At 54.9% G+C, this 25,827-nt stretch carries 27 protein-coding genes; 9 read left to right on the top strand and 18 right to left on the bottom strand.

Annotated features, from left to right (window positions below; translation table 11 throughout):
* Positions 1-6: 6 nt before the first annotated feature.
* Both BN8_RS12590 and BN8_RS12585 read left to right on the top strand, forming a co-directional pair.
* Positions 7-1,065 carry a Rieske 2Fe-2S domain-containing protein gene (locus tag BN8_RS12590; protein ID WP_009282256.1) on the top strand — a complete coding sequence of 353 codons (1,059 nt, stop codon included), beginning with the start codon at positions 7-9 and terminating at the stop codon, positions 1,063-1,065.
* Positions 1,055-1,900: a hypothetical protein gene (locus tag BN8_RS12585; protein WP_009282255.1), complete on the top strand. Its 846-nt coding sequence runs from the start codon at positions 1,055-1,057 to the stop codon at positions 1,898-1,900. Before BN8_RS12590 ends, BN8_RS12585 begins: the two co-directional genes overlap by 11 nt.
* A gap of 147 nt (positions 1,901-2,047) precedes the next feature.
* Here the strand turns inward: BN8_RS12585 and BN8_RS12580 are convergent, their stop codons facing one another.
* The gene (locus BN8_RS12580; RefSeq protein ID WP_009282254.1) at positions 2,048-3,415 is read right to left on the bottom strand and encodes an OmpA family protein; all 1,368 of its coding nucleotides are present in this window, start codon (positions 3,413-3,415) and stop codon (positions 2,048-2,050) included.
* Positions 3,416-3,707: 292 nt separating this feature from the next.
* On the opposite strand from BN8_RS12580, the gene BN8_RS12575 reads away from it, so the two are divergent.
* Together BN8_RS12575 and BN8_RS12570 are read left to right on the top strand one after the other, a co-directional pair.
* Entirely contained in the window at positions 3,708-5,711 is a 2,004-nt protein-coding gene (locus BN8_RS12575) for a sensor histidine kinase (RefSeq protein WP_229367958.1), read from the top strand.
* A complete protein-coding gene (locus BN8_RS12570; protein ID WP_009282252.1) occupies positions 5,692-6,450 on the top strand; it encodes a LytR/AlgR family response regulator transcription factor in 759 nt (252 codons plus the stop codon). The genes BN8_RS12575 and BN8_RS12570 overlap by 20 nt, the downstream gene beginning before the upstream one ends.
* Positions 6,451-6,613: 163 nt before the next feature.
* Here BN8_RS12570 and BN8_RS12565 read toward each other — a convergent pair whose 3' ends face one another.
* From BN8_RS12565 to BN8_RS12520, 10 genes are all read right to left on the bottom strand, one after another.
* Complete coding sequence (locus tag BN8_RS12565; protein ID WP_009282251.1) at positions 6,614-7,111, bottom strand: GNAT family N-acetyltransferase; 498 nt, start codon at positions 7,109-7,111, stop codon at positions 6,614-6,616.
* A 49-nt stretch (positions 7,112-7,160) separates the two neighbouring features.
* Complete coding sequence (locus tag BN8_RS12560) at positions 7,161-7,709, bottom strand: chlorite dismutase family protein (protein WP_009282250.1); 549 nt, start codon at positions 7,707-7,709, stop codon at positions 7,161-7,163.
* A 4-nt stretch (positions 7,710-7,713) separates the two neighbouring features.
* Complete coding sequence (locus BN8_RS12555; RefSeq protein ID WP_009282249.1) at positions 7,714-8,196, bottom strand: DM13 domain-containing protein; 483 nt, start codon at positions 8,194-8,196, stop codon at positions 7,714-7,716.
* Between the two features lie 24 nt (positions 8,197-8,220).
* Positions 8,221-9,057 (bottom strand): hypothetical protein, encoded by an 837-nt coding sequence (locus BN8_RS12550; RefSeq protein ID WP_009282248.1) that lies wholly within the window; start codon positions 9,055-9,057, stop codon positions 8,221-8,223.
* Positions 9,058-9,130: 73 nt separating this feature from the next.
* Positions 9,131-9,583 (bottom strand): YHS domain-containing (seleno)protein, encoded by a 453-nt coding sequence (locus BN8_RS12545; RefSeq protein ID WP_009282247.1) that lies wholly within the window; start codon positions 9,581-9,583, stop codon positions 9,131-9,133.
* A 12-nt stretch (positions 9,584-9,595) separates the two neighbouring features.
* Positions 9,596-10,540, bottom strand: coding sequence for an alpha/beta fold hydrolase (locus BN8_RS12540; RefSeq protein WP_009282246.1), 945 nt, complete (start codon positions 10,538-10,540; stop codon positions 9,596-9,598).
* Between the two features lie 96 nt (positions 10,541-10,636).
* Complete coding sequence (locus BN8_RS12535; RefSeq protein WP_009282245.1) at positions 10,637-11,266, bottom strand: LysE family translocator; 630 nt, start codon at positions 11,264-11,266, stop codon at positions 10,637-10,639.
* Positions 11,267-11,282: 16 nt separating this feature from the next.
* Positions 11,283-11,831, bottom strand: coding sequence for a DinB family protein (locus BN8_RS12530; protein ID WP_009282244.1), 549 nt, complete (start codon positions 11,829-11,831; stop codon positions 11,283-11,285).
* A gap of 78 nt (positions 11,832-11,909) precedes the next feature.
* Positions 11,910-12,359 carry a hypothetical protein gene (locus tag BN8_RS12525; RefSeq protein ID WP_009282243.1) on the bottom strand — a complete coding sequence of 150 codons (450 nt, stop codon included), beginning with the start codon at positions 12,357-12,359 and terminating at the stop codon, positions 11,910-11,912.
* 41 nt (positions 12,360-12,400) lie between these two features.
* Positions 12,401-12,868: a YHS domain-containing (seleno)protein gene (locus BN8_RS12520; protein WP_009282242.1), complete on the bottom strand. Its 468-nt coding sequence runs from the start codon at positions 12,866-12,868 to the stop codon at positions 12,401-12,403.
* A gap of 378 nt (positions 12,869-13,246) precedes the next feature.
* Between BN8_RS12520 and BN8_RS12515 the strand changes: the two genes are divergently transcribed.
* The 3 genes from BN8_RS12515 to BN8_RS12505 are packed head-to-tail and all read left to right on the top strand — an operon-like array spanning position 13,247 to position 18,025.
* On the top strand, positions 13,247-15,598 hold the full coding sequence (locus BN8_RS12515; RefSeq protein ID WP_009282241.1) for an ATP-binding protein: 2,352 nt from the start codon (positions 13,247-13,249) through the stop codon (positions 15,596-15,598).
* A complete protein-coding gene (locus BN8_RS12510) occupies positions 15,595-17,139 on the top strand; it encodes a sigma-54-dependent transcriptional regulator (protein WP_009282240.1) in 1,545 nt (514 codons plus the stop codon). The genes BN8_RS12515 and BN8_RS12510 overlap by 4 nt, the downstream gene beginning before the upstream one ends.
* Positions 17,140-17,143: 4 nt before the next feature.
* Complete coding sequence (locus BN8_RS12505; protein ID WP_009282239.1) at positions 17,144-18,025, top strand: AraC family transcriptional regulator; 882 nt, start codon at positions 17,144-17,146, stop codon at positions 18,023-18,025.
* A 171-nt stretch (positions 18,026-18,196) separates the two neighbouring features.
* Here BN8_RS12505 and BN8_RS12500 read toward each other — a convergent pair whose 3' ends face one another.
* From BN8_RS12500 to BN8_RS12480, 5 genes are all read right to left on the bottom strand, one after another.
* Entirely contained in the window at positions 18,197-19,141 is a 945-nt protein-coding gene (locus BN8_RS12500; protein ID WP_009282237.1) for a 1-phosphofructokinase family hexose kinase, read from the bottom strand.
* A 92-nt stretch (positions 19,142-19,233) separates the two neighbouring features.
* Complete coding sequence (locus BN8_RS31700) at positions 19,234-19,965, bottom strand: head GIN domain-containing protein (protein ID WP_009282236.1); 732 nt, start codon at positions 19,963-19,965, stop codon at positions 19,234-19,236.
* Positions 19,966-20,095: 130 nt separating this feature from the next.
* On the bottom strand, positions 20,096-20,596 hold the full coding sequence (locus tag BN8_RS12490) for an O-acetyl-ADP-ribose deacetylase (protein ID WP_009282235.1): 501 nt from the start codon (positions 20,594-20,596) through the stop codon (positions 20,096-20,098).
* A gap of 2 nt (positions 20,597-20,598) precedes the next feature.
* A complete protein-coding gene (locus tag BN8_RS12485) occupies positions 20,599-22,248 on the bottom strand; it encodes a S8 family peptidase (protein WP_040005774.1) in 1,650 nt (549 codons plus the stop codon).
* Positions 22,235-22,954, bottom strand: coding sequence for a hypothetical protein (locus BN8_RS12480; RefSeq protein WP_009282233.1), 720 nt, complete (start codon positions 22,952-22,954; stop codon positions 22,235-22,237). Before BN8_RS12480 ends, BN8_RS12485 begins: the two co-directional genes overlap by 14 nt.
* Before the next feature lie 160 nt (positions 22,955-23,114).
* Between BN8_RS12480 and BN8_RS12475 the strand changes: the two genes are divergently transcribed.
* Complete coding sequence (locus tag BN8_RS12475) at positions 23,115-23,492, top strand: hypothetical protein (protein WP_009282232.1); 378 nt, start codon at positions 23,115-23,117, stop codon at positions 23,490-23,492.
* Positions 23,493-23,522: 30 nt separating this feature from the next.
* Here the strand turns inward: BN8_RS12475 and BN8_RS12470 are convergent, their stop codons facing one another.
* Positions 23,523-23,939: a response regulator gene (locus BN8_RS12470; protein WP_009282231.1), complete on the bottom strand. Its 417-nt coding sequence runs from the start codon at positions 23,937-23,939 to the stop codon at positions 23,523-23,525.
* Between the two features lie 306 nt (positions 23,940-24,245).
* Between BN8_RS12470 and BN8_RS12465 the strand changes: the two genes are divergently transcribed.
* A complete protein-coding gene (locus BN8_RS12465; protein ID WP_040005773.1) occupies positions 24,246-24,644 on the top strand; it encodes a T9SS type A sorting domain-containing protein in 399 nt (132 codons plus the stop codon).
* A gap of 93 nt (positions 24,645-24,737) precedes the next feature.
* Here BN8_RS12465 and BN8_RS12460 read toward each other — a convergent pair whose 3' ends face one another.
* Positions 24,738-25,796 (bottom strand): acetate and sugar kinases/Hsc70/actin family protein, encoded by a 1,059-nt coding sequence (locus BN8_RS12460; RefSeq protein ID WP_009282229.1) that lies wholly within the window; start codon positions 25,794-25,796, stop codon positions 24,738-24,740.
* Positions 25,797-25,827: the final 31 nt, after the last annotated feature.

The raw sequence follows: 25,827 nt of genomic DNA, 5'->3' as shown, positions 1-25,827 counted from the left end.
ACCGATATGGCGCTGCACTATAGCCCTGTTTTGTGGAATCGTCAGAAACGGCTGTACGATTTGACGATGGCCGGCCTGATGGCTCTTTATCTCATCATTTTCTGCACGCTGCAAACCAGCCTGTTCCCGCCGATAACCACGGAAACGATCGTTATCCGGGCTACCAGTACGCTGGCGTTTCTGATGCTGCACGTCATTCTGGTTATTGGGCCGCTCTGTCGACTTGACAATCGCTTTTTGCCGCTACTTTACAACCGGCGTCATCTGGGCGTCAGTATGTTCATAGTCGCGGCTGTGCACAGCGTGTTTAGTGTGCTGCAGTTTCATACGCGGGGCGATGTTGACCCGCTGGTTTCGTTGTTTACCTCCGAGCGGCAATACGGCAGCTTCGGTCAGTTCCCGTTTCAGCCGCTGGGTTTCTTTGCCCTGCTGATTCTGTTCGTGATGGCTGCAACCAGCCACGACTTCTGGCTCAAGAACCTCAGTCCGCGCGTCTGGAAAACCCTGCATATGAGCGTTTATCTGGCCTACGCGCTGATTGTGATGCACGTTGCTCTGGGAATTCTGCAACAAGAAACATCGCCGGTATACGCTGGACTAATGGGGGTTGGCGTGCTCACCGTATCTGGGCTGCACGTAATGGCCGCTTTTATCGGAAACCGGCGCGAACTGCATCCCAATGCCCCCGCAACAGACGGCTTTGTGGCAGTCTGCGATGTAAACGATATAGCTGATAATCGCGCTAAAACGCTGATGGTCAATGGTCAGAACATTGCGCTGTTCAAATACGACGGTAAACTGTCGGCGGTAAGCAACCTGTGCCGCCACCAGAACGGACCCCTCGGCGAAGGCAAGATCATCGACGGCTGCATTACGTGTCCGTGGCACGGCTACCAGTACCTGCCCGAAAATGGTCAGTCGCCCCCGCCATTTACCGAGAAAATCGAAACCTACGCCGTGCGCTGCGTCGGCACTACGGTCTGGGTTAATCCACAACCGTATCCGCCTGGTACACCACAAACGCCGGCTTTATTGAAGGTAACTACGATCAACGATGAAAACTGACCACACCGGTGAACCGCCTGATTTTTACATTGGCTGGCAGGAGAAGGCCCCGCCGACTTATGCGAGGCCTGTCCGCTGGGTGGTTCTCCTGCTGGTGGTGCTGGTGCCGGCTATGGCCTGCCTGCTGGTCTGGCAGCAACGCGGTTTTTCAGACGCTGTTTTCGAATACGGTCAGTTGACGATGCTCGAAGGGCAGTTGATTCGGGAGCCTGTTCCGTTTTTGCGGGTACCCGTTAAAAATTCACCCCCGGACGCACCCTTGTTTGAGCGGATATTGCTGATTGGATACGGTAAGCACGGCGCAGAGGCAACCATCCGGCAATGGGAAGCACGGTATGGGTCGCTGCACAACAAAAAAATCGGTGTTCGGGGTACCCTGATCTACCACGAAGGGCATGCCGCGCTTGAACTGACCGAAGAAGCCAGCGCCTGCCGGACTGTAGCTCCACTCCCCCCGTCATTGGCTATCCCTACAACTCAGTCGCTGGGCGAGGTGACGTTGCAGGGCGAAATCACCGACCCAAAATGCTTCCTGGGGGTGATGAAACCCGGCGATGGTCGGCCGCACCGGGCCTGCGCCGTTCGCTGCATTGCGGGCGGGATACCCCCCCTGCTTTGGGTCAGAAACGGCAAAGGCCGGGAAAATGGCTACGTCCTGGTCGGTCCGAACGGCGAACGGATCAATGACCAGATCCTGAAAGCGGTAGGGCAAAACGTCCGCGTTCGGGGGCGGCTCGGACAGGCTGATAACTGGCTGATTCTGTACGTCGATGCGCCGACAGAATTAACCCGCTTAAGAGCCGACGTGCTGGCGCAGATTGCTCTGTGCCAATAGCGCCTGCTCAAGAAGCAGCCAGCGCCTTGCGGAAAAAGCTCCTGTTATCGCCCAGCGCGCCCTGGTACCAAGACAACCTGTTGCAGGTCAGCTTACTATTGCATGACGTGTTGGAGGGCTAGTTAACTCAGAAATGGAGCCATGTTGTCAAAGTTTGACAAACTCGACACGCCGGTTGTTAGCCTTGCCTTCTGGTGTGGTGTTGGGGGCTACGGGCTGGCTCTCGCCCTTACCGTCGATTTCCAGACGGGCGGCTTCAACGCCGAATTCGGTGGTCAGAGCTACCCTGACCGACTCCGCCCGGCGTTTCGACAGGGCCAGGTTGCTGGCGTCGTCGCCGTCGGTATCGGTATGGCCAATGATGCGGACACATACCCCGGCGTTTTCTTTGAGCACATTGGCAATGTCTTTCAACACGCCATACGACTCGGGTCGGATGGTAGCCTTGTTGACATCGAACAGAATGCCCGTGGTGCTGAATTTACCCTCGGTTATGAGCTTCGAGCGGGTATCCGGGGCACCCACGGCAATTTTAAGGTTCCGCATCAGCAGGGTAATTTCACCGTAAAAATTATGATAGAAAGCCAGCATATAGGGCTTCTGCTCGATAAAAAAGCGCGGAATGTCGGCTACTTTCTCTTCGTTCAGATACAGCCGCAGCCGTCCTTTCTGCCGCCATATCGACACCCGGCCTACGGGTACTTTGTCAGAGTCCCAGTTTTTAATGTCCAGTTTGTTATCAAGCAGTAACGTCGAATAATCGTCGGGTTTTGTGACGGTAACCTTGGCGTAGGGACACCCCCCGGAATGAAGGGACACATACGACCCCGTTCCAAAGTGATAGTCCATCGCCGTTTCTTTGTCGGTGTAAAATTTCAGGCCAAAACCATCGTTGGCGCAGCCCATTTCGCCGATTACAGCCACATCGAACTCAATGGTGGTGTTGTCGGGAATGGTCTTGATGCTTTCAGGAATTATGGTGCCGTTTTTGGTGATGCCCAGCCACTTGCCCGGATGCCCGTCGAGGCTCATGACCTCCCCGCTGGTATTGCTGTTGAAGTTTTCGGGAAAATCGCCAATCGCTACCCGCTCGAAATCATCGAAATACAGCACCTTTTCGCCCGGCACAAAATCGAACTTGCTGTACGCTTTCAGGCTGCGGGGTTCATCGGTGCGGGGGCTGTTTCTCGGGGTTCCTCCCGGGGTAGATGCTGGGCTACCTGCCGGTGCATCAGCCGACTCATCTGCTGCCGTAGTGCCTGTCGCGGCAGTCTCACCGGCCGATGATCGTCCTTCGGATTTAGGCTTCTTCTCTTTCTTTTTAAAGATATTGCCGATGCCTTCCTCTACTTTGTCAAGCCCCCGGTTGATACCCTGGTCGACACGGCCGTTGACGCGTCCTTCAACAGTACGTTCGACGGTCTGTGCAGGGTCGTTGACACGTACCTGAGCAGCGGCTTCTCCCAGTATGGCCATGCCTACGGCGAATACGCCTATGAATTGGTAATCTCTCATGACAGTATGGCTTTAGAATGCGAAGCCAAACTTACGGGGCGTCGTAAAAGTCCGTCGAACGAACTAACCTATGACGCATTTGGGTCAATCAGCAGGGTGTTTGAGTAAACACAAAGAGATGCTTGTTGCTATCTTGCATCAGCAGTATACTCCCTTATAAAGCATACACTAAAACTGCTCCTCGATGGAGCCAAATGAGGGGTGTGTTAACTGGAAACGCCAGAATAAGTGCTTATTTGATACTATTGATTGGGGAAGGGCCAGATAAAGGTTCGAGCAATTTTGCCAGATTATGCGCAGTTGGACTGGTTTATGGGTGTTATGCGGCTGGATGCTATCCCGTACGCTGGCGGCACAGGCTGTATCGCCCGACACCCTGTACCTGAGCCAGATCGACGACCAGGTATACCTTACCAATCGGGCAACCCTGACCATCACCTCGATTGATACGCCCTGGCAACGTGTAAAGCAATTGCCTGCCCTCCAGCGACTCCCCAAAGCGTATGCAACCAGCCCGCGCGAAGCCTGCTGGCTGCGCCTGTTCCTGCACAACGACACGCCTTCGCCCCTGATCCTGTACGCCTATGTCGGCGAGGTACAGACCGCCCGGTTTTACCTTGACGGTCCTGAGCGGCTAGATTCACTCCGCGCTGGCTCGATGGTTCCCACCGATGAGTGGGCTACTGCTGAGAGCGATCAATACGTATCTCTATCCCTGACGGCCGGTGAAGTCGCTGAGCTGGGCATCCGGCTGGCTAACGCAGAGGGCGTGCTGCCTCAGCTAACCCGCATCAACTACCCGCACCCATCACTTTCGGTCCGGCTCGAAACCGAATCGTTCCACCACCAGCGCGTAGCGCGGGACTACCGAAACAACAGCACCGAACTTCTTTACCGTACCTGGATTCAGGGTGCCTTACTGTTTTTTCTGTTTTTTGTCGGGCTGATTTACGGGCAATATCGCCAACCAATTTATGGCTATTATTTCCTCTACGTGCTGGCCGGCTGTATCTTCTCGCTGTTAAAAACCCGCGCTTACACACCGCTTGGCCATTGGATCAGCTATTTCCCAATGGTGCGTACCCACCTGCTCGAAACCGTTCTGTGGCTTGGGCTGGCCGCTTATTTGTTTTTTCTGACTGAACTCCTCGACCTGCGAACCCGCCATCCGCCTGCGCACCGCTGGCTCCGTCGGATAGCCTGGGGTTTTGCCGGCTTCGGAGTGCTTTATGCTATCCTGTTGCTGCTGACAAACGACGGTGGACTTCAGCGGGCCGTTTTCTGGGGCACGCGGTACGGCCTCATTCCCCTCTACGTAGCCTTGTTAGTTTGGGTAAGTCGCCGGGTACGCTCACCGCTCACGGGTTATGTCGTATTGGGTAACGTATTGATGGCAGCCGTAGGTATTCTGGCCTGGCTGCGGGCAGGGGGCATCATTCTGAAGGGGGTGACGCTGCCTGGCGGGGTCGATAATCTGATGATGGTGTCGTTTGCAGTCTTGCTTGAAATCATTGTGTTTGCGCTGGCGCTGGCCTATCGAATCCGATTGATCGACCGGGAGCGGCAAGCCAGCCATCGCGCCTATATTGATGAAGTTGAGCAGCGAACGGCTTACGAAAAACGCCTGTCTGAAGTGGAAATGCTGGCCCTGCGCAGTCAGATGAACCCCCACTTTCTGTTCAATAGTCTTAATACCATTGAATATTTTGTGCTGAAAGGCGACGAAGAAAAGGCCTCCCGGTATCTGTCGAGCTTTTCGCGCTTATTACGGTTGATTCTGAATCATTCCAACGAAGACATCGTCCGGCTTTCGGACGAACTCCTGGGGCTGCGGCTTTATCTGGAGCTGGAGGCAACGCGGTTCGGCGACGAGTTTGTTTATACCCTTGACGTTGATGCCCGTGTCGATCAGGAAGAGGTCTGGCTGCCCCCTCTACTGCTTCAGCCCTTTGTCGAGAATGCGATCTGGCACGGTCTGCGGCAAAGTCAGTTGGCCGATAAGCGACTGTATATCCGAATTATAGCCGAAAACGAGCATACACTCCGTTTTGAGATCGAAGATAACGGCATCGGACGGCAGCAGGCCGGCCACCTGAAAAGCCGTACGAGCATCGCCCGCAAATCGTATGGCATGGCCATTACGCAACAACGTATTGAGCTTTTCAACCGCAACTACCCCACCCAGCTCGACGTGCAACTCATTGATATAGACAACAACGGCCAAACCGGTACGCTTGCCCGGATTAACTACCGACTAATCACCGCCCGCAACGAACATGAAAGCCATTCTGATTGACGACGAGAAACATGCCACTGAGGTACTGGCCATGAAGCTGCAAAAGCTGCGGATGGGCGTAGATGTTATTGCTCAGTTCAACCAGCCCGAAGCGGCCCTCGATGCGCTCCGCCACAACCAGTTTGACCTGTTGTTTCTGGACATCGAAATGCCCCGCCTGAACGGCTTTGATCTGCTTGAGCGGCTCGATTCATTGCCGTTCGATGTGATCTTTACTACGGCCTACGATCAGTACGCCATTCGGGCGTTCCGGTTCAGTGCGCTCAGTTACCTGCTCAAACCCGTGCAGGAAGACGAACTCCGTGAGGTGCTGATTCGCTGGCAGCAACGTACCGTTCGACAGGTGCAGCAGGCGCAGCTCAGCCTGCTTCGGGAGCACTACACGCATACGGGGCCACCCACGAAAAGCCGGATTGCGCTACCCACACAGGAGGGGCACGAAATTATTGAGATCGCCGACATTGTCCGGTGCATGGCCGATGCCAGTTATACGCATTTTTTCCTGAACTCCGGTCGGAAATTACTGATCTGCCGAACCCTTAAAGAAGTTGAGCAGGCTCTGGAACCCAACGGCTTTGTGCGGACTCATCATTCGCATCTGATCAACTCCGCCTATCTGACCCGGATTGTGCGGCAGGAAGGTGGCTATCTGCTCATGGCCGATGGGGCGCAGGTACCCGTCACGAAACTCAAGCGGGACTTTCTGCTCGAACAGATTGGTGGAATAGAACGCAGCTAATCGCCTGCCATTCCCATCCGGGTCGGCTTGAAAAAGCGGGTAACTGGCTGATTTTGTATGTCGATGAGCCGGTTCAAATAGCCCGGCTAAAGGCTGACGAGGTGGCAAAAATTGCGATATACAGATGATACTTACCGTAGCGTTCCGCCCTTAACCGTCGTGGTCAGAGCGTCTTCCAAAATACAACCTTGTCTTCACCGGCCTGGTAGAAATCGCGAATCCGGGCTTCTTCGGCATAGCCGCATCGCCGGTAAAACGCCCGCTGGTATTCATAGCTGGGTAAACCTGATGTTTCAACCAGCAACAGCCGTTCACCCCGTTCCTGCAGCGCCTGTTCAACGTAGCGCATCATAGCCGCTCCGCGTCCCTGCCCCTGTCGGTCGGGATGAATGGCGATCAGGTACAGGTTCCAGGTTCCGTCGGTCAGTCGCTCCGGGGCGTAATACGCAATGCCCACCAGTCCGCCGTCATCGTCAGTGAGCCAGAAATGGTTGCTGTCCGGATCGTTGAAGTAGTCGGCCATCATGTCGTCGAGCATGTCCGACGGGAACAGGCCGACCGCATCCATCAAGGTCTTCAGGGCCGGTAAGTCGTCGGGCGTGGCGGGTCGGATGGTTGATTGCTGGGCCTGCTGCTGATGTTCAGTCTGGCCGGTTATCATATGTTTTGTATTGTTTTGCACGGCGTGCTTTTGTTTTAACTGATCAATTCTACGCCCGTACTAATCGGATGTCGATTTCGCGGTTGACGTATTTCCATTCTTCCGTATTGCGCAGAGCCGCCACCAATTCCTCGAACCGTGCAGCATGAGCAGGCGCGTATTCAAACCAGGTCAGAAAATCGAATGGTTCGCCCAAATCCCGGCTGTGGTAGAGCTTACGGGCAATGGCGGGCAGGTAGTGAAGACCCGTATGAATGTGGTGCGACTGATTTTCGAGCAAATTCCGCCGTTCGTCCTGCGTCAGGTTCCACCAGGCCTCAGTTTTGCCGATAGGGATCAGAGCTGCACAGGTCGCTTCGGGTCGGTCCAGACCGGCCTGTACCGCCGTCAGGGCGTCTTTCTCGGCCCGTTCGGTATAGCGGAGGTTGCTGACCACGCCCCGCAGCGTCCAGACGCCCGTGCCTGGCTCAGACAGGGTTCCCGGCACGATCTGGAGGTGCGATACCCAGCCCAGCGATTCTCCGGCTACCGGGTTCATACTGACTACTTTCCACGCTCCGCTGTGGCCACCAACGAAATCAAACAGGGTGTTTGCCATGAGTCTACTTCAGCTCGGCATTGCCAAAAAGCACCGAGAACGCCTTGCACCAGATCAGTACAAATCGCTGCCGGGATGGATCGGCGTTGGTGGGCAACTCGACCGAAAAATTACCGCTGGTGCTGCTTAGTCTCGACACTTCAATGAAGTTACGCAACCCGGTGTTTTCGGCCAGATAGATACGCAGGTCAGGGCCCCCGTCCGTCCGGAAGTTAGCAAACTCCAGCGTCCGTTTGCCGTCTTTTTCGTAGAGGGTGATGGTGCCGGTGGTCGGATGAACATTGCTCACAAACGTTCCCTGCCCCAGCAGTTTGCGGCCGGTGGTGTCGGCCATTTGGCCGGGTGTTGTGCCAACGACCATGGTCGTGCTGGAACCGGGAGTTGTTCCGGTTGACGGGCTGGGTTCCAAAATCTCTTCAGTAGTTGTGGTACACCTGGCCAACAGGCCAAGCATAAGCACCAAGGAAAGCGAAATAAGCGATTTCATAAGTAGGTCAGTTTTATGTGAGAATTACCATTTGATGAAAATGCCGGCGTTGTATGATCGCGAAAACGGTACGTTCTCGCCCGCCAATGCCCCGATGACGCTGGCTGTGAGGCCCAGGCGATCAGGTACAATGTCATAAGCCGCTTTCAGGCCCGCGCCCAGAAATAGCTGGTCGTTCAGGTACGTACCCGTAAACTGATACGCTTCGGTATTGAAGAACGGACCATTTCTGCCGGGTAGCCGGAAGTCGAGCGTACCGGCTACCCACAGACGCGGGTGCAGCCGGTAACCCAGCTCGCCGTTCAGTTTCAGAAAGTTACTATAATTCTGGGTCATAAACCCATAGCCCGCTTCAGCAAAGTAGTAGGTACGGCTGCCCCCCGATCCAATTGATAGATAGGGCATCACCGTCCAGCCTTCGTAGCCGGTTCGCAACCCGATCCGGTCGTTGTTGGCGAACGTATTGGCCAGTGCATCAACGCCTACGCTGAGCTTTACCGGGCCGTTGAGAATGGCGCGTTTCAGCCCCAGGCCGATATTGCCGATGCCCGTCAGCGTACCCGCCGGGGTGGGGTTGGCACTGAGGTTTGTGCTACGTTCGGTTTTCAGCAGTTTATAGGGCAACACAGCCCGCACTTCCCAGTTGTTGGCAATTCCGTATTCTGCGTACAGTTGCAGCGTTACGTCGCTCGCGTTGCGGTAAATGGGCAGTTCGGAGCCGGTTGGTCCAAACACGGCGTTGTAGTACAGGCCCGAGTAGCCAAACTGAACGAAACCTTTGCGATAACCCCGAATCCAGGGTCCACCCGCCATCGTCACTATAGGCAGGGTCAGTAGAATGATTGTTAAAAGTCGGCGCATAGTTTTGGTGAGGGGGATTGATTGGTCCAGGTTTCACGTTGTAGCGTCAGCAAACGTGAAACCTGGACGCCATTTATTTACTCTCTTTATCCTTGATAGTAGGCCAGTTGGCATCCGCTTTTTTGATGTAGCCCGACCGGTCTTTGTCCCATTCGGTGCGCACTTTGGTGTTGTAGTTCAGATACAGTTTGCCATTGTCGATGGTCCAGGCATCGGGCTGGGTTGGGGCTTTGTAGCCGCGTGACGTACCGAAGGCGCAGTAGCCACCGTATTGAGGGGCGTATTTTTCAGGGTCCGCTTTGAAGGCGTCCCGGTTCTTAGCGCTGGCAAATTGCCAGTCGGCCCCCTGGTAGCTGTACGAAAACTGAGGATCGCCGGGAACGGGTTTTCCCTCGGTGAAGTAAGCCACCGGATCATAACCGCGAATGGCTTTGCCCTCGGGGGCAAATACGGGCGACTTCTGCGCAAAGGTGGCCGTGATGGCGAACAGAAAGAGAATGGTCAGACGGACTGTGATTGATCTCATCGAAGTTGTGTGTTATTTGGTTGACAAATTGGTTTGTGCCGAATCGGCGATTATTGGTTGGTCGAGTTGATGAAGGATGGCATCGCGGATCAGATCCGGACGGCTCCAGGGAATGAAGTGATTCATCTTCGGTACCATCTGAATCGTTACGGGCGCGTTGACGAGCATCCGTTTGGCGAAGGGAGCGTTGCCGGGGGAAACCAGTGGATCCGCATCGCCCTGAATTACCGTAACCGGTACCCGAATGCTGCTCCAGAGTGGCATCATGTGTTTCAGTTCGCCTTTGAGTGGTAAAATTTCCTGATTGCTGACATCAAACTCAGTGGGCAGCCATTGCCGGAACGGAAAGACGTTGCCGACGTGCCGATACCATTCAAATTTTTCAAGGTCCGGATCGATGGAAGGGGCGACCAGGATCAGACCACCTACGTCGTCCGGATAGTCCATTGCCAGCCGAACGGCGACGGGGCCACCCAGCGAATGCCCCACCAGAATCGGTTTGCGGTTGGTATGACCCAGACGAAGCAGCGGAGCCAGATCGGCGGCCTGCGCTTCCAGCGAGCGTTCGGGTTCGCCAAGATCTGATTTGCCGAAGCCGGGTCGATCAACCGAAATCAACTGAGCCCGGCTGTAAAGCGACGAGTCGGCGAAAAAGCTGATAAAAGCATCCCAGGCCCCCGGTGATCCGTGTATGAACAGGACCGTCGGGAGGGTGTCGGCGCTCGATGAGGAAGCACTGATTCGGGCGTAGTGCATAGTTTGAACTCCCTCCGGCGAAGGTACGTCGTAGAAGCCGAACGTTGGCTTAACCGGCCGCTCCGCGAAGTAAGCCTTCACTTTTCTGTCGGACATCCGCACCGACACGCATTGGGGCAGACAGACAACCAGTAGTAAAAGAATGAGCCAGATCATACGCCAGCGCAGATGTTGAAATCTCCAGGGTATTGAGCGGTGCATAGCCTTACTGTTTTCGGTATTCGGTGGTTGGTTATGAATAGAACTGAATGTCGGAACAGGTCGAAAACCGTAAACCAAAACAGTAGACCGTGAACGTCAGACTAACTGAACCACCTGCCACAACGCCATGCCGATAAACAGACTACCCGTCAGGCGGTTGATCCACGGGCCGCTCAGATAGCGTACGATACGGTATCGCTGCCGGTCAGCCAGCCACACGATGCTCACCAACAGACCAAAGGCCCCCACGGCCGTACCCAGCGCAAACACCAGCTGACTGCCCACCTGCCCGGCCGGAACCAGCATACGACTGCCTATGGTAACCTGGCTCAGGTATAGCCATACCGCCGACCAGAAGGGGAGTAGCTGCGGATTTGTGCCGCCCAGCGCCAGTCCTTTCCAGAACGGAAGGGCAGGAGGGGAGACGGGGGATGTAGTCAGCAAAACCGGCTTCTGGCGGAAAGCCGCGACACCTGCTCCCAGCAGTACCGGAATCGGCGCGATGGTCAGAAACATCGTCCAGCCGGAATTCATCGGAATGAGCATCAGCCCGCCAGCGGCCAGGGCACTATACCCAATCTCGGGCAAACTGCCGCCCAGGGCGAGCCAGAGTCCGGCGCGCCGGTTTTGGCTCAGGGTCGTTTGCAACACGGCCAGATTGACCGTACCTGGGTGCAGCGACCCGGCGAAGCTGATGACACAGACGATGAGAAACAGGAGTAGCATACGTGTTATGAAGCTATCAGTGCGACTGGTGCTGTACCGTCGAATAAGCTACCCCAAAGTGTAGGGGTAACACAACCGCGGGAAAATCACTCCGGACGGCAACCTGAATGAGGGCCATGTGGTGAATCGCGTGTTCGATATTATAAAGCAGTTCGCGGGCAAACGACGATGGAATTTGTATCGTTTTAGCTCCGGCGATAGATAAATCGGCTTCGAGGTGCAGGCACTGGTTCAGGTCGAGCAGTTGAATGGCCCGGTCGATGCTGCCAATGCGTCGGAGGGCCTCGTCCGATTCGACTTCGAGTCGCAGGTCACGTTGGCGCCGGTCGTAATTTAATTGGGCGGCATCCCGCTGGGCGGCACTCCGCTGGGCGGCATCCCGCTGCTGAGCGGCTTCGGCGCTGTAGACCAGCAGTTCATAAAATTCGAGAATATGCCGAACGTGCTTGCCAATGGTATTACCGGAAAGAACCGGAAGCGGACGGGCGTATTCGGCGTCGGTAAGCTGACCGACTACCTCGGCGAGTTGCATGAGAATGTCGGTACTGGCGGATTTCAGAGACATAAGTGAAAGAGCGAATGAGTGAATGAGTGAATGACCGGGCCGCCGGGCGGTGAAAGAGCAAAGCAGTTAGTCACCCGTTCACTCATGCGCTCCGCTTCGGCGGACCGATTCACTCTTTACTACCGATTGCGTAAACGTGAATCCACTCACGATGGGCAGCCACTGTTGCCGCGTCAGCACCAGGATGACGACACAACTCAGGGCTACGATAACGCCGAGTGCGAACAGATACCCACCGTCGCCCAGGATGTCGATGCCCAGAATGGTCAGGTGAGCACCAATGGCGCCGAGCATTACGCCCAGGCCCAGCACGGCCCCGATCCAACTGGTGCGGGGAAACAGAATGAGGATGGAGGCAATCAGTTCAACGATGCCCGAGCCGATACGGCCCCAGGGTTCAACACCCAGTTTGGCGAAGATGTACACGGACTCCGCCTGCGCGCCGAACTTAAAATACAGTGTCTGTAGGAGAATGATAGCGGCTGCCAGGCGGGCTGCCCAGAGGATATAGATGGTGAGATTGTTCATGATTGACAGGCTGGTTTAACGGGTTTGAGGGTAAATGAGGGTTAAGACTGGGTGAACTTAGTCCAACTGGCATCCGCTTTTTTGTGCAGATTGGTTTCGTCCTTGTTCCACTTGGTCAGTGTGTTGTTGATGAAGGTGTGGTAGAACAGGAACAGCTTGCCGTCTTTGATCTTGAAGGTTTCGGGGTCGATTTCAACTTTCTCGCCGGCGGCACCCATCGCGTAGGCACACCAGCCACCATACTGCGGTTCGTATTTGTCAGGGTTTTCCTGAAATGCCTTCAGATTGGCCGGTGTCGAGAAGCGGTACGTTACGTTTTTGTACGTGAAGGTGTTGGCGGCTGATCCTTTTACGGCTTTGTTCTGGGTGAAATACGCAACGGGATCATACCCCTGAATAGCCAGGCCATTGTCCAGGTTAAACTGTTGTTTGCGGACTGCCGGGTTTGATTGAGCCAGCAGGCTGTTGGCCAGGGTTAGGGTGAAAAACAGAATGATGAGCGTTTTCATAGTACGGTTTGTGTTAACTAGGCTTGTTCTGGAGACGGATTGTGTTGGTAGCTCCTTGTCAACTCAATTGCCAAATACTGTTCCAGCCAGTTCGACTTGTTTAAAAATGCCCTCTACTAACGGCAAAGGGCTAAAATCGAAGTTGGGCGGTGAGTCATTGCCGACTTACGATTTGGGAGGAGTTACGATATTTCGTAACTTTTACGAAATGCCAGAAGGAAACTAATTATTTGTTGGCCAGGCGGTTGTCGGCCAGGCGACAAAAGGGGCTAAATCCGGTCCATACAACCGATATTGGGCATCAAAAGGCCGTATGGACTGGAAATTGCAACCAGACTGGTAGCGAGTGACTACGCCTTCCGAATTTAAATCGTTACCATGAACGAAACCGCTTCAATCCCGTCCAATGTGCTACGTCTGTCGCACTTTACCGTTGAAAATGCGCTGGAGCCGATTCTACTCTTCGACCAGTGCGGACAGGTGAAGCGCGCCAACGCAGCGGCCTGCCGGCAACTTGGCTATGGTCCGGAACAGCTTGGTGGGCTATATTTTAGTGATCTTCATATCGGCTATACGTCGGCACAGTACGCTCAGTTATGGCAGATGCTGAAACTACACCATACCCTGACGCTGGAACTGCCTCAGTTGCGTCAGGATGGTATCACCCGGCAGGCAGAAATCGGGATGAATTTTGTTCAGTTTGAGGAGCGGGAATACCTGTGTTGTTTTGTGCGCGACGTGACAGAGCGTTCGCAACTGGATGATACACTCCGCCGAATCTCGGAAGGAACAGCCGCCGACATTGGCATCGACTTTTTTCAGTCGCTGGTGAAACAACTAACGACTACGCTAAACGTGCAGTTTGCCATGGTCACGGAGTGTACAAACGTTGAGAAAACCCGGGTCCGCACGTTGGCTTTCAGCGTCAACGATACGCTCCACGAAAACATCGAATACGACCTGGCCGGTACCCCCTGCGACATTGTCATGAAAGGTCGTGATTTTTATTACCCCACTGACGTGGCCGAAAATTTCTCCAAAGGTGCCGGGGTTGAGTCCTATCTGGGGGTACCGATCTACGATAAGCTGGGCGAAATTGTGGGGCACCTGTCCGTAAGCGATTCCCGCCCCATGATCGACCACCACAAGTACGTGGGAATCCTGCGGGTGCTGGCGGCTCGGTCGGGGGCTGAAATTGCCCGCAAAGTGGCCGAGGAGCGGCTTCTTCAGATACAGCAACACCTGGAAGCTACCGTTATCGAGCGCACCCGCGAACTGGCCGAGGCCAAGGAGGAAGCGGAAGCCGCCAACCGGGCCAAGAGCGATTTTCTGGCTACGATGAGTCATGAGCTACGTACCCCCCTGAACGGTATTCTGGGCTACACGCAGTTGTTTAAACGCGATGCAACGCTGACTGATAGCCAGCAGAAAGGCGTCAAAGTCATGCACGACTGCGCCGAAAGCTTGCTCTCGCTCATCAACGATGTGCTGGACCTGTCGAAGATTGAAGCCCGACGGATGGAGGTGCTTTCGGAAGTGTTTTACCTCCCCGAACTGCTACATAACATCATTCAGCAGACCCAAATCCGGGCTGAGCAGAAAGGATTGGCGTTTGAGACGTACCTGGCGGCAAACCTGCCAGAGTGGGTGGTTGGCGATGAACGCAAACTACGGCAGGTCTTGCTCAACCTGCTCGGTAATGCCGTCAAGTTCACCCCGTCGGGGTCTATTACGTTCCGGGCTGAGTGGCATCCCGGCGACGACTCAGGGGAAGTGGCCGGTGCGTCTACCATTCGATTTCTGATCGAAGACACGGGGGTTGGTATCGCCAATGATCAGATAGCCAGTATCTTTCAGCCCTTTCAGCAGATTCGTGAATCGAACGATTTTGTCGAAGGGACCGGTCTGGGATTGTCCATAACCGACCAACTGGTCAGGCTTATGAAAGGCGATCTGTACGTGTCGAGTCAGGCGGGCCGGGGGACGCAGTTCCGGCTTTCATTCACTCTGCCCGAAGCGCCAGTTTCGCCGGACAGTCTCCCCGCCGTGCAGCCCGGGCAGTCGATCATCGGCTACGAAGGTTCCCGCAAAACAATTCTGGTAGCCGACGATGGATGGGAAAATTGCTCGATTCTGACGAACCTGCTCCAGCCGCTGGGTTTTGCGATTGTCGAAGCCCGTAATGGGCGCGAGGCCGTTGAAAAAGCCATGCGCTACAAGCCGGATCTGGTGCTGCTGGACCTCGTTATGCCGTATCTGGATGGCTATGGAGCCCTGACTCAGATTCGGACCAACCCAACCACAAAGGCTGCCAAAGTGTTTGCCTTCTCGGCTAAGGTTTTCGAGCAGGACAAGCAGCGAAGCAGACAGGCCGGCTTCGACGATTTTGTGCCGAAGCCCGTCGATCTTGACGCACTGTTGGCCAAGATCAGTACTCATCTGCATCTTACCTGGCAAACGCAGTCCGCGGCCGATGAGCTGACTACCAGCGTGACGGATACCGATGCATCGGCCACGATGATGGCGCAGGTGCCGGAACCGGCTCAGCTCGAAGCGCTGTACGAACTGGCCCGAATGGGCGATATTCAGGCGATCCTGACGCAGCTTAAGGCTCTTGAAAACACCAGTCCGGTCTATCAGCCGTTTGTGGACGATATCCGGCAGGCAGCCAGTGAATTCGATACGCGCAAAATCAAAAAATACCTTCAAGCTTCCCTGAAAACGGTATGAGAACACACCCGACTCATTATACCGATGTTGACGACACTGAGCAAATCGGAACGGATCCATCCAGACCGGGACGTACCATCCTGATTGTGGACGATATGCCTAATAACATCAGTGTGCTGTACGAAGCCCTGACCCGATTTAACTATAAGGTACTGGTGGCCCGCGACGGCAAAAGCGCCATCGAACAGGCTGGTCTGGCCCAGCCCGATCTGATTCTGCTCGATGTAATGATGCCTGGAATGGACGGCTTTGAAACCTGCCGACGGCTCAAGCATCAGGAAGCTACCCGGGCTATTCCGGTGCTGTTTATGACGGCGCTTTCCGAAACCATCGACAAGGTCAACGGCTTCAACATGGGTGCCGTGGACTACATCACCAAACCGTTTCAGTTGCAGGAAGTGATGGCCCGCATCAATACCCATCTGACCCTGCGCCAGCTACAGCGCGAGCTTCAGGATGCAAACACCCGGCTCGAAACCCGCGTTGCCGAACGCACTGCCTCCCTGGCGAAGGCCCTGGCTGAAGTTGAGACGCTGAAAAATCAGCTTCAGGCCGAAAATACGTACCTCCGTGAAGAAATCAGGCAAACGAATAATTTCGAAGAGATTGTCAGTCAGAGTAAAACGTTTGCGAGGGTGCTGCGGCAGGTGGAACAGGTCGCGCCGACCCATACGTCGGTACTGATTCTGGGCGAGTCAGGAACGGGGAAAGAGCTGCTGGCGCGGGCGGTGCACAACCGCAGCGGCCGGAAAAACAAAGCGCTGGTCAAGATCAACTGTGCAGCGCTGCCCGCTACGCTCATTGAAAGCGAACTGTTCGGCCATGAAAAAGGAGCGTTTACGGGGGCAACGGCTCAGAAAGCTGGTCGATTCGAACTGGCCGATGGGGGAACGCTCTTCCTGGACGAAATTGGCGAGATGCCGATTGACTTGCAGGCCAAATTGCTGCGGGTGTTGCAGGAGGGCGAATTTGAGCGGGTAGGTAGTACCAAAACTCTCAAAGTCAACGTACGGTTGATTGCCGCCACCAACCGCGACCTTGAAAAAGAGATCAGCGAAGGGCGCTTTCGGGAAGATTTGTATTATCGACTCAACGTGTTTCCGATTCAGAGTTTACCCTTACGGGAGCGCAAAGAGGATATACCGTTGCTGGTTCGGCATTTCTGCACTAAACACGGCCCCGGAATCGGCCGCCAGATCGACGTAATTCCGCAGGAAGTGATCGACACGCTGATGGACTATCACTGGCCGGGCAATATCCGCGAACTGGAAAATGTAGTTGAGCGTTCGCTGATCATCTCATCGGGCCGGAAACTGGAACTGGGTGACTGGGCGGGCAATGCTTTGCTACGTCGAAAGAATGTGACGCCACAGAAAACAGGCCTGATCACGATGGAAGAAGCTGAGCGCAACCACATCCTCGCGGTGCTGGAACATACGCGCTGGAAGGTAAGTGGCAAAAACGGAGCCGCCGAGATTCTGGGCCTGATTCCCACAACCCTGGATTCGCGCATGAAAAAGCTGGGTATTCAACGGCCGTAAACGGATGCATCAGTTTCCACTCTATTCCATTGGTCACTTTATCAACGAGCCTGATAATCGGACGGAGTTCGAAATTACGCTCTTTGAACACATGGAAGAGCCGGCTGTAGACGACCCCCACAAACACACGTTCTACGAAATCATCTGGATCGATTCGGGCCGAAGCCGCCAGGCAATCGACTACGTCGAGTACGAATTGACGCCTGGGTCGCTGTTTTTTATCTCGCCCGGCCAGCTTCATTTCTTTGAAGACTGGGAGCCGCTTACCGGTGGTAGCCTTCTGTTTACGGAGGACTTTTTCCTGCTGAATTACCAGAACAAGGACACCCTGTTTGAGCTGAGCTTTCTGGATAATTTCTACGCCAATCCTTTGCTAAAACCTGATTCCGGAAACTTCGCCGACATTCGACACACGATCGAACTGCTACGTCGGGAGCATCAGCGAACGGATCGGTCGGTGACCATTGCCCAATCGCTGCTTCATATGCTGCTGGCACAGATTCAGCGGTGCATTGATAGTCAGGAAGGCAAAGAACTATCGAAGAAGTACGTAATTCTGTACAAGAACCTGAAGCATTTGCTCGATCAGCACTTTGCCGAAAACTGGCCGGTCAGTGCTTATGCCGATAAGTTGCATATCACTCAGCACCACCTGAACTTGGTTTGCAAGCAAGTGACCGGGAAAACCGCCGGCGAGATCATTCGGGCGCGAAGTATACTGGAAGCCAAGCGTCTGCTCACGTTTTCTGACCTGACGATTACGGAAGTTGCCACACAGCTTAACTTTCTCGACTCGTCGTACTTCGCCCGCGTGTTCAAGAGCGAAATGGGGGTATCACCGGTCGCGTTCAAGCAGGCAATGGCCGACAAGTACCGGGTGAGTTGATCGTCAAAAATAAGTTGGATTTCGCTGATTGTTTGGTGTGATAGTCGGAGCTAACCACCGATGCTGCCACCTGCTGCGGGTACTGCTAATTGTATAAAATGCGAACCGGCTGTCAGTTTATTCAACTAACAGCCGGTTCGCTTGTATCATACGGCAAAAAAATGAGTTTGACTACATCGATTCGACCGCTTGTCGGCGGTTGATCCAGGTCAGTAGCCGCTCTACCTCCTCAGTATAGAACAGTTCGGTGCCCGCGTTCATAGTGGCCGCTGTTCCGCAGGCAACGCCCAGACGAATGGCGTCGGCCGGAGATCGTCCCTGCGACAGCGCATACACGAGCCCACCTACGAGGCTGTCGCCGGCACCAACGGTACTCATTTTCCGGACGGGGGGAGCCTGTACGTATTCCTGCCCGTCGGCGCTCACCAGCATCGCCCCCCGTGGACCAAGCGATACCGCAACGAGTTCGCACTTGCCAGCCTGAATCAAAGCCGTGGCGGCTTCGCCAATCTGGTCGGGTTCAAGCTGATCCACGCCAAGCAGGGCCGCCAGTTCGCCTACGTTAGGCTTGATGAGAAAAACACCTTCTTCAAGAGCTGCCCGCAGCGGTTCACCGGCTGTGTCGAGGATCATCCGAATGTTGTGAGCTTTGGCAAAGCGGGCAATTTCTGCGTAAAAATCAGTCGGTAAGCCGGGCGGCAGACTCCCACTGACGACGAGGTAGTCGACCATGGCTGGCAGGGTTTCCACACGGGCCAGACAGCAGGCCGCTTCGGCGGGCGTCAATACCGGGCCTGGCGTGCCGAAGCGGAACTGGTTGTTGGTGCTGGTTTCCATTACCACAAACGATTCGCGGGTGATGGATTCAATACCGATGATCTGGTAGGAAATCCCTTCTGCTTCAACAAGACCCTCCAGGGTCAGACCGGTGGTGCCACCGGCCGTAAACAGTGCGAGCGACTGACCACCCAGGCGGTGAATGGCTTTTGATACATTAATGCCACCACCACCGGCATCGTAGCGCGGCTGCGAGCAATGCAGCTTGTGTTCGGGAATCAGCCGATCGAGGGTCATGCTGATATCCACGGCTGGGTTGAGTGTGAGCGTAACGATCATAGCGGTACGATTTTTCTACTATAAAGATAGATAATTCATCCGCCCTGTGTTATGATTAGCATTAGCTGATTCACTGATGATTGTTAGACCACCTACAGCGGTGTCACCCGCGAACCGCCACTGACGCTTTGCGTGATACGGGGTGATCCTTTGTACCGGACGATACTACCGCCCGATGCCCGGACGTTCAGTTCATCGCTGACGTTTACGTCGGCCGTGCTGCCCCCTGATGCATCAATGGTACAGAAATTCACCCGCAAATCGGCTGCCAGCAGACGACTGCCGCCTGACAACTCATCGGCATTGATACGTTGCGCTGAACCTGAAATACTCGCTTCAGAGCCGCCACTCGCATCAACCGTAATGGCGTCGGTCGTTACCGGTACGCGCAGGTAGCTGCCCCCGCTCAGCGACGCATCGAACCGGTCGGGGCGAAACATATCGTTGCTGGTTACCCGCGAGCCACCTGAGGCTGATACGTAGTTCAGCGTACGCATCGTGATGTAGGCCTGAATATCACTGCCACGCCGATTGTTCAGACGCCGGTCGATGTAAACGCGCAGGGTGTTGTTCCGGACTTCGGTCAGGATGTACGGCTGGTAGCCTTCGCGGGCTTCAATCTCCACCGTTTCGGCGTTGCCGGCCGTAACCGTTACCCGGATGCCACTTTCAATGTCAAGCCCTGTGAAGCTGGATGTATTGCGTACTTCGGTCGTGATCCGGCCCGGCTCCGGCGATATGGTATTGATGTAACAACTGGTGGCAGATAGGAGGATAGTCGAAAACAGGAGCGCCTTCTTTACAACGTTTATAGTACTGTTCATACGATTTGTGTGTTTGATTGATTCTGACCGTATGACAGCGAAACGAGGGCGTACCCCTACGAACGCGAAAAAAAATTAAGCCGTTACCTAAGGAGGGTGGGTTGGCGTCGTCACTAATCAGGTAGTTAGCTCAAAGCCGTTCCGAGTAAAGCTGGAAATCTTCGTCGTCGAAGCAGACGAAGATGATGTCGGTCAGCGACGTGGGCTGCTCCAGAAACGCCCGAACCGTATGGGTCGCTACGTCGGCAGCCAGGCTTTTGGGGTAGCCGTAAACGCCGGTACTGATGTTGGGAAACGCCAGACTGGTCAGTTCGTGTGCGGTGGCAATCTCCAGTGAACGCCGGTAGCAACTGGCCAGCAATTCCGGTTCGCCCGCCGTGCCACCCCGCCAGATTGGTCCCACAGCGTGAATCACGTAGCGAGCGGGCAGGCGATACCCTCGAGTCAGTTTCGCATCGCCGGTGGCACAGCCATTCAGCGTGCGGCATTCGGTCAGCAACTCGGGACCAGCCGCCCGGTGAATAGCCCCATCGACGCCCCCGCCACCCAGTAGACTGGTATTGGCTGCGTTAACAATAGCGTCGACGGCCAGTTTTGTAATGTCCCCGCGTTCGATCCGGAAGGTTACCATGCTCAAAGTTTTATAACCTTCACGGTGCGTTTTTGCTCACCGGCAACCAGCGTGATGTAATACATTCCGGCCGACAAGCTCAATCGGGGCAGTACAAATCCGGCTGGTCCGTTGGGCTGGTAACGGCTGCTCCACACGACCCGCCCACTAGCGTCGGCCAGGGTTGCCTCAACGGCCGAATTAAAGTCAATACCGGACAGTTGAACGGTCAGGCGCTCGGCATCACTGAAGGGGTTTGGATAAAGCAGAAACGCAAAAGACGTATCGCTAAGCATCGACGCCCGCGTAAAATTAGGAATACCATACCCTAACTGATCATCGGGGTTGAGGGATTGGTTACCCGACCGTCGCAGGCTTTCGGTCACCTGCGCGGCTGTCAGTCGGGGATGAGCCTGCCAGAAGCTGGCCGCCAATCCCGCCACGAGAGGAGCTGCGTACGACGTGCCATTGCCCGTAACAACCTGACCGCCCGGGCTGCCGATTACCGTGCCAAGACCCTGGGCCGCCAGGTCGGGTTTAATACGTCCGTCGGCCGATGGACCGAATGAACTGAAGCTGGCCCGTTGTCCTGAGGGGTTAACGGCCGCAATGGCCAAGGCACCGGCGGCATCGGCCGGTGCGGAGATGTAGCGCCAGGCATCGCTGCCTTCGTTGCCTGCTGATACGACCACCACAATGCCCGCTTCGGAGGCCCACTGAGCCGCCCGCGTACTGAGCGCCGTCCGGCCGTTCAGGTCGTCGTAGGAATAGTTCGTTTCGGGATCGTCGAATTGCGTATACCCCAGCGACGAGTTGATGACATCAACCCCGGCGCTGTCGGCGTATTCGGCTCCGAACAGCCAGTTGGCTTCCTCTACGCGACTTTCGCTGAAAACATCCTCCGTCCGCAACAGAATGAAGGAGGCTTTATAGGCGGTGCCGTAGAGCCGATTGTCGGATGTGGCGGCAATGGCCGACAGCACCGACATGCCGTGGTAGTCGTCTTCGTACACGCTCGTTTCGCGGTCGACAAAATCGTAGGTAGCTACAACGCGATTTTCATCGAAGAGGGGCCGCAGAAATGAAACGCGGTTGGCGTTCAGAAAGCCGCCGTCCAGCACCGCAATGAGCATACCTTCGCCGTGGTAACCGCGTTGGTGCATAACATCGACACCGAGCTGGGTGATCTGTGCGCGGGAACTGCCGTAGTTCAGTGTATCGAGTTCGCCGAGTTTTGTCGTACGTTTGCTACGTACCGCAACAGTTCGGCTGCGGACGGCACCCACCCGGGCGTTGTTCAGGGGGCGGTCGAATTCGAGTCCTTTGACGAACGGCAACCGCTGAATGGCGGCAATCGTCGGCTCCGTGGCTTCGACCAGCACCGCATTCAGCCAGCGGGAGGTGAACCAGACCGTAGCACCGGTCTGCCGGATCTGGTCGACGTAGGCGGGCGTTACGGGAAGGTCGCGTTCCTGTACGGCGATGTTCTGACGCTGCCGACGCTGAATAGCCCGGGGCGACAGGAACTGCTCGGGGCGGGTTGTGGAGTAGGGGGTACCTACTTTATCGCGCAACAGCACCAGGTATTTGCGCGCCGTAGTTGGCTGACCGTAGCTGGACAGGTGCGTCAGCAGCAGGACGAGTAAGAACCAGCCCGATTTATTCCGTACCATACGTTTGAATGCGGTAGAATTGTCGAATCCCATAGTCTATCTGATTAAGGCCGATGCAGCCGGGCGACGACGAGCAAAATTGGACCTGAATACGTTCCCGATAAACCAGTCCCACTTGTCGTGCGTATACTTCCAGGCGTTTGTCCTGCGATACAAGCGTTGAGTCGTTTTGCGCCACCATCGTCACCGTTTCGCCGAAACTCACTGGTTGAACGCGGTAAGGCTGGTGACTATTGCGTATTTCGTACTCGTCTCTTCCTGATGCATTATACCGGTTACCATCCCAGCGCAGCCGGTCGCCCAGCGGAAACACCAGCTTAATAAAATCCAGTCCGTTTTCGGTACGTATGGCTTCGTTATTGACCAGGCGGACCGACCAGACCGAGTCGGGTTGCCACGGTTGCTGGGCTGTGCTACGGCGGTAGCGCAGCAGCCGAAACGCGGGCTGACCCGTCGCATCGAAATAACGCTGTCCCACCTGTTCTTTCACCTGATACGTCCGCTCCACGGGGGCACTGGTCAGGCTAAACTGCTGTTCACTGACGTCATAAATTACGAAATGCCCCTCCAGAAGCGGAAAGTACTCCAACTCATCGGAACGCAAAACGGCTTCAGTTGGTCGGCAGGTCAGTAAAGATACCGATAAACAACAAATAATCAGGAGAAGCCAGAACGTAAAACGTCGGGGAACGGTGGGAGTAGGCATTGCCAAAAATAGAGAAAATACCAGGCAGCCCCATTAAATGACGATTAGAGTAGATGTATCCGACCTGCGACCAGAATATCAGACGAAACAGCAAGGAATATACGAACCGGTCAAACCGGTGAGCTATGCTTTCGGGTTATGTTCATATACTAGATAACCTATGAATAACGAAAGTCGCCAGATGCCGGACCGCCCCGTCGTTGATACCCGGCCAACAGCCGTCAGTGTAGCCGAACAATTCCAGAACCAGACGCTACGTCCTGTTCTTAAGCTACTGGATGCTGGTCTGATGACGTACTGGCTGCATCACCTGCCCAAGCGCAAGACGCCTTTCGAGCGCTTTACCAAACCGGAAAAACTGGCGCACATTGAACGGGCCATACGCGACGATACAAAGCTGCGCCTGACCCTGGTCGGGATGGTGCTGGGACAGTTTACGCCGGAAGAGTGGGCAATTTTCACCGCCAACGAATCTGAACTGACCCGGCGGTTGCTGACCCTGCTCATCCAGCGCCTGCAAAGCCATATTGATACGTAAAAGGGGCGGCTTGATACCCGCGCGTAATTGTCAAACATTATGGGATTGCTCCAGAACGCTGCGCCAGCAGTTGCTGACCGAAGCCAACACCTCGTTAAGGGATCGATAATCGGCGGGTTTGGTCAGAAAAGCGTCGGCACCCAGCGCGTAACTCCGGGTCCGGTCATCGGGGTGGTCGGAGGTGGTCAGAATCACGACCGGGATGGTTGCCCATTCAGGATTTGCTTTGAGCATCCGCAGCGTTTCGAACCCATTGAGCAAAGGCATGTTTAAATCCAGCAGAACAAGTGTCGGCAATGGGGCGGCCGGGTGGGTGACCAGGTAATTGATCAGGGCGTGGCCATCGCTAAAGACGGAGAAGTCGCAGTTGGCTTCAGGGTGTAGCGCCCGCTGAGCCAGATAGCAGTCATCTTCGTCATCGTCAACCAGATAGATAATTTGCTTCATTGATGTACAAGAACGGATTGAATACGACGACAAATATAAATACTGGAATGTTCTGTTGATTATATAGGAATAGTTGCGTATCAATTTCTAATGTTTCATTAATCATTGATTAGAGACAAATACCTGACAAAAGTTTAGTTACTGCCAGAAAAATCAGGTGAATTTTATCGGTTCGCTCCGCTCATCAGGTAGTTTTGCCGCTCAAGTACTATGTTATACAAAGTACTGGTTATTGCCCATACCTTTGGTACATCAAACGGGACGAACCCGACAATATTCCGAACAGTAAACCTAATCAGATCGACCATGAAAACGCTCATCAAACCCCTGCTCGTTGCTTTTGGCTTAAGTGTACTCTCGCTGTCTGCGACGCAGGCCGAAACAAACCCGATTCGCCGTGCGGCCAAAGCCGCCACCTATAAAACAGGTATCTATCCAACCATCGGAGGCAAATTGCAGATTTCGCTGGATAAGGAGACCATAGGTGCCATTGACGTACAACTGAAGGATGTGAATGGTAAAGTGCTGTTCTTTCAGCACATGGGCAAACGGGAAAAGCAACTTCGCCTTCGCCTGAATCTGAATGAGTTACCGGAAGGGCTCTATCACGTAGAAATTTCGAATGGGGTCAATGTGACAACCCAGACCATTACGGTCGGAGCCAGACAGACTACGGAACCCAGCCGGATTTTAACCCTTGAATAAAGAAGCAGGAAGGCAGGAGAGGAGGAAGGGAGAAAAGAAGAAAGGAAAACGTGCGAAGCTCCTTTCCTCCTTTTCTCCCTTCCTCCTTTTTTATCATTTTAACGTCAGCAGGTAGCCGATCGTGAAGTTGGCGTCGAAGTCGAAAACGAATTGATCGCAGTTGGTACCGTCGGCAATGGCTTTGTAAATGTTCACGCCCGCCTTCGACTTGGCGTTCTCTACTTTGTAGTTCGCCGGGGTGTTCAGCACGGTGTAGCGTTCCTTGCCGTCGCGTACTTCCTTAGCCAGTTCGTAGGGTACACCCCCGATGATGAAGCAGGTTTTGCGGTGATCCTGCGGCACCTGTTTCGCAATGGCTTTGACGTCGTTATACACCGTCTCGTCGCTGGTGCCCTCCTGGAAGTATTTGGAACCATGCGTTTCCAGCGCTTTGGTCGAGCCGCCTTCCTTCCACGAAATCTTCGTGTTTCCCGAGCCGATGTCCACCACGAACGAATTGTCAGCGTAGTCGGCGGGCAGCACCGACCGCAGCGCCAGCGATCCTTCCTGCTCCGGCGTTACGGTATTGACGAAGTAGTTCAGCGACTTCAGGGCTTTGATGATCTTCTGCGTACCGTCGGCTTTGACGGCGCCCGAGCTGACAACAAAGTGAATGTCACGACCACCTACACCGTAGTCGAGCATCTTGCCGATGTAGCTCTTCAGGCCCGACCGGACGTCTTCGTCCGTAGCCATGTTTTCCAGTACCAGGCTGTTGCCGAACTCCGCTTTTTCGAGCTTCCATCGCTTCTCCGGGTCTACCCGGATGATGAACGAGTTGAAGCCACTCGCGCCCAGTTCAACGACGCCTTTCAGCTTGCCGTTCTGGGGCGCTGGAGGGGTATACGAAAACGCACGACTGCCACTACTGGTTGCCGCATCGGACGAACCTGATGAAGACGACGAGCCATTGTCCGACGCTTCCGATTCGTTCGGAGCCGACTCCGGTGCGTCCGACTCATCGGCGCGGGGCATAGTCTCTGATTGCTCCGTTTGGTCAGGAGCCAGTTTCCGAAGGGCCTCGTTACCCCCGAAATAACGAAATGCGAAGAAAAGGCCAGCCAGGATAATGGCCGTCACGAGCAGCCGACCGGCTACGGTTAAGCGTTGCATAGATTTAGAATTAGTGAAAGAGTGAATGAGC

This window comes from Fibrisoma limi BUZ 3 (genome assembly GCF_000296815.2).
Lineage (GTDB): Bacteria > Bacteroidota > Bacteroidia > Cytophagales > Spirosomataceae > Fibrisoma > Fibrisoma limi.
This window is presented reverse-complemented; position numbering and strand designations above follow the sequence as displayed.

Bases quoted from the DNA above. Each gene is read 5' to 3' on its own strand.
- BN8_RS12525 (WP_009282243.1), bottom strand. From the start codon at position 12,359: ATGAACAATCTCACCATCTATATCCTCTGGGCAGCCCGCCTGGCAGCC.
- BN8_RS12485 (WP_040005774.1), bottom strand. From the start codon at position 22,248: ATGGTACGGAATAAATCGGGCTGGTTCTTACTCGTCCTGCTGCTGACG.
- BN8_RS12585 (WP_009282255.1), top strand. From the start codon at position 1,055: ATGAAAACTGACCACACCGGTGAACCGCCTGATTTTTACATTGGCTGG.
- BN8_RS31700 (WP_009282236.1), bottom strand. From the start codon at position 19,965: ATGAACAGTACTATAAACGTTGTAAAGAAGGCGCTCCTGTTTTCGACT.
- BN8_RS12560 (WP_009282250.1), bottom strand. From the start codon at position 7,709: ATGGCAAACACCCTGTTTGATTTCGTTGGTGGCCACAGCGGAGCGTGG.
- BN8_RS12530 (WP_009282244.1), bottom strand. From the start codon at position 11,831: ATGTCTCTGAAATCCGCCAGTACCGACATTCTCATGCAACTCGCCGAG.
- BN8_RS12510 (WP_009282240.1), top strand. From the start codon at position 15,595: ATGAGAACACACCCGACTCATTATACCGATGTTGACGACACTGAGCAA.
- BN8_RS12540 (WP_009282246.1), bottom strand. From the start codon at position 10,540: ATGCACCGCTCAATACCCTGGAGATTTCAACATCTGCGCTGGCGTATG.
- BN8_RS12470 (WP_009282231.1), bottom strand. From the start codon at position 23,939: ATGAAGCAAATTATCTATCTGGTTGACGATGACGAAGATGACTGCTAT.
- BN8_RS12490 (WP_009282235.1), bottom strand. From the start codon at position 20,596: ATGGTAACCTTCCGGATCGAACGCGGGGACATTACAAAACTGGCCGTC.
- BN8_RS12565 (WP_009282251.1), bottom strand. From the start codon at position 7,111: ATGATAACCGGCCAGACTGAACATCAGCAGCAGGCCCAGCAATCAACC.
- BN8_RS12460 (WP_009282229.1), bottom strand. From the start codon at position 25,796: ATGCAACGCTTAACCGTAGCCGGTCGGCTGCTCGTGACGGCCATTATC.
- BN8_RS12480 (WP_009282233.1), bottom strand. From the start codon at position 22,954: ATGCCTACTCCCACCGTTCCCCGACGTTTTACGTTCTGGCTTCTCCTG.
- BN8_RS12550 (WP_009282248.1), bottom strand. From the start codon at position 9,057: ATGCGCCGACTTTTAACAATCATTCTACTGACCCTGCCTATAGTGACG.
- BN8_RS12520 (WP_009282242.1), bottom strand. From the start codon at position 12,868: ATGAAAACGCTCATCATTCTGTTTTTCACCCTAACCCTGGCCAACAGC.
- BN8_RS12545 (WP_009282247.1), bottom strand. From the start codon at position 9,583: ATGAGATCAATCACAGTCCGTCTGACCATTCTCTTTCTGTTCGCCATC.
- BN8_RS12570 (WP_009282252.1), top strand. From the start codon at position 5,692: ATGAAAGCCATTCTGATTGACGACGAGAAACATGCCACTGAGGTACTG.
- BN8_RS12475 (WP_009282232.1), top strand. From the start codon at position 23,115: ATGAATAACGAAAGTCGCCAGATGCCGGACCGCCCCGTCGTTGATACC.
- BN8_RS12465 (WP_040005773.1), top strand. From the start codon at position 24,246: ATGAAAACGCTCATCAAACCCCTGCTCGTTGCTTTTGGCTTAAGTGTA.
- BN8_RS12590 (WP_009282256.1), top strand. From the start codon at position 7: ATGGCGCTGCACTATAGCCCTGTTTTGTGGAATCGTCAGAAACGGCTG.
- BN8_RS12500 (WP_009282237.1), bottom strand. From the start codon at position 19,141: ATGATCGTTACGCTCACACTCAACCCAGCCGTGGATATCAGCATGACC.
- BN8_RS12515 (WP_009282241.1), top strand. From the start codon at position 13,247: ATGAACGAAACCGCTTCAATCCCGTCCAATGTGCTACGTCTGTCGCAC.
- BN8_RS12505 (WP_009282239.1), top strand. From the start codon at position 17,144: ATGCATCAGTTTCCACTCTATTCCATTGGTCACTTTATCAACGAGCCT.
- BN8_RS12575 (WP_229367958.1), top strand. From the start codon at position 3,708: ATGCGCAGTTGGACTGGTTTATGGGTGTTATGCGGCTGGATGCTATCC.
- BN8_RS12580 (WP_009282254.1), bottom strand. From the start codon at position 3,415: ATGAGAGATTACCAATTCATAGGCGTATTCGCCGTAGGCATGGCCATA.
- BN8_RS12555 (WP_009282249.1), bottom strand. From the start codon at position 8,196: ATGAAATCGCTTATTTCGCTTTCCTTGGTGCTTATGCTTGGCCTGTTG.
- BN8_RS12535 (WP_009282245.1), bottom strand. From the start codon at position 11,266: ATGCTACTCCTGTTTCTCATCGTCTGTGTCATCAGCTTCGCCGGGTCG.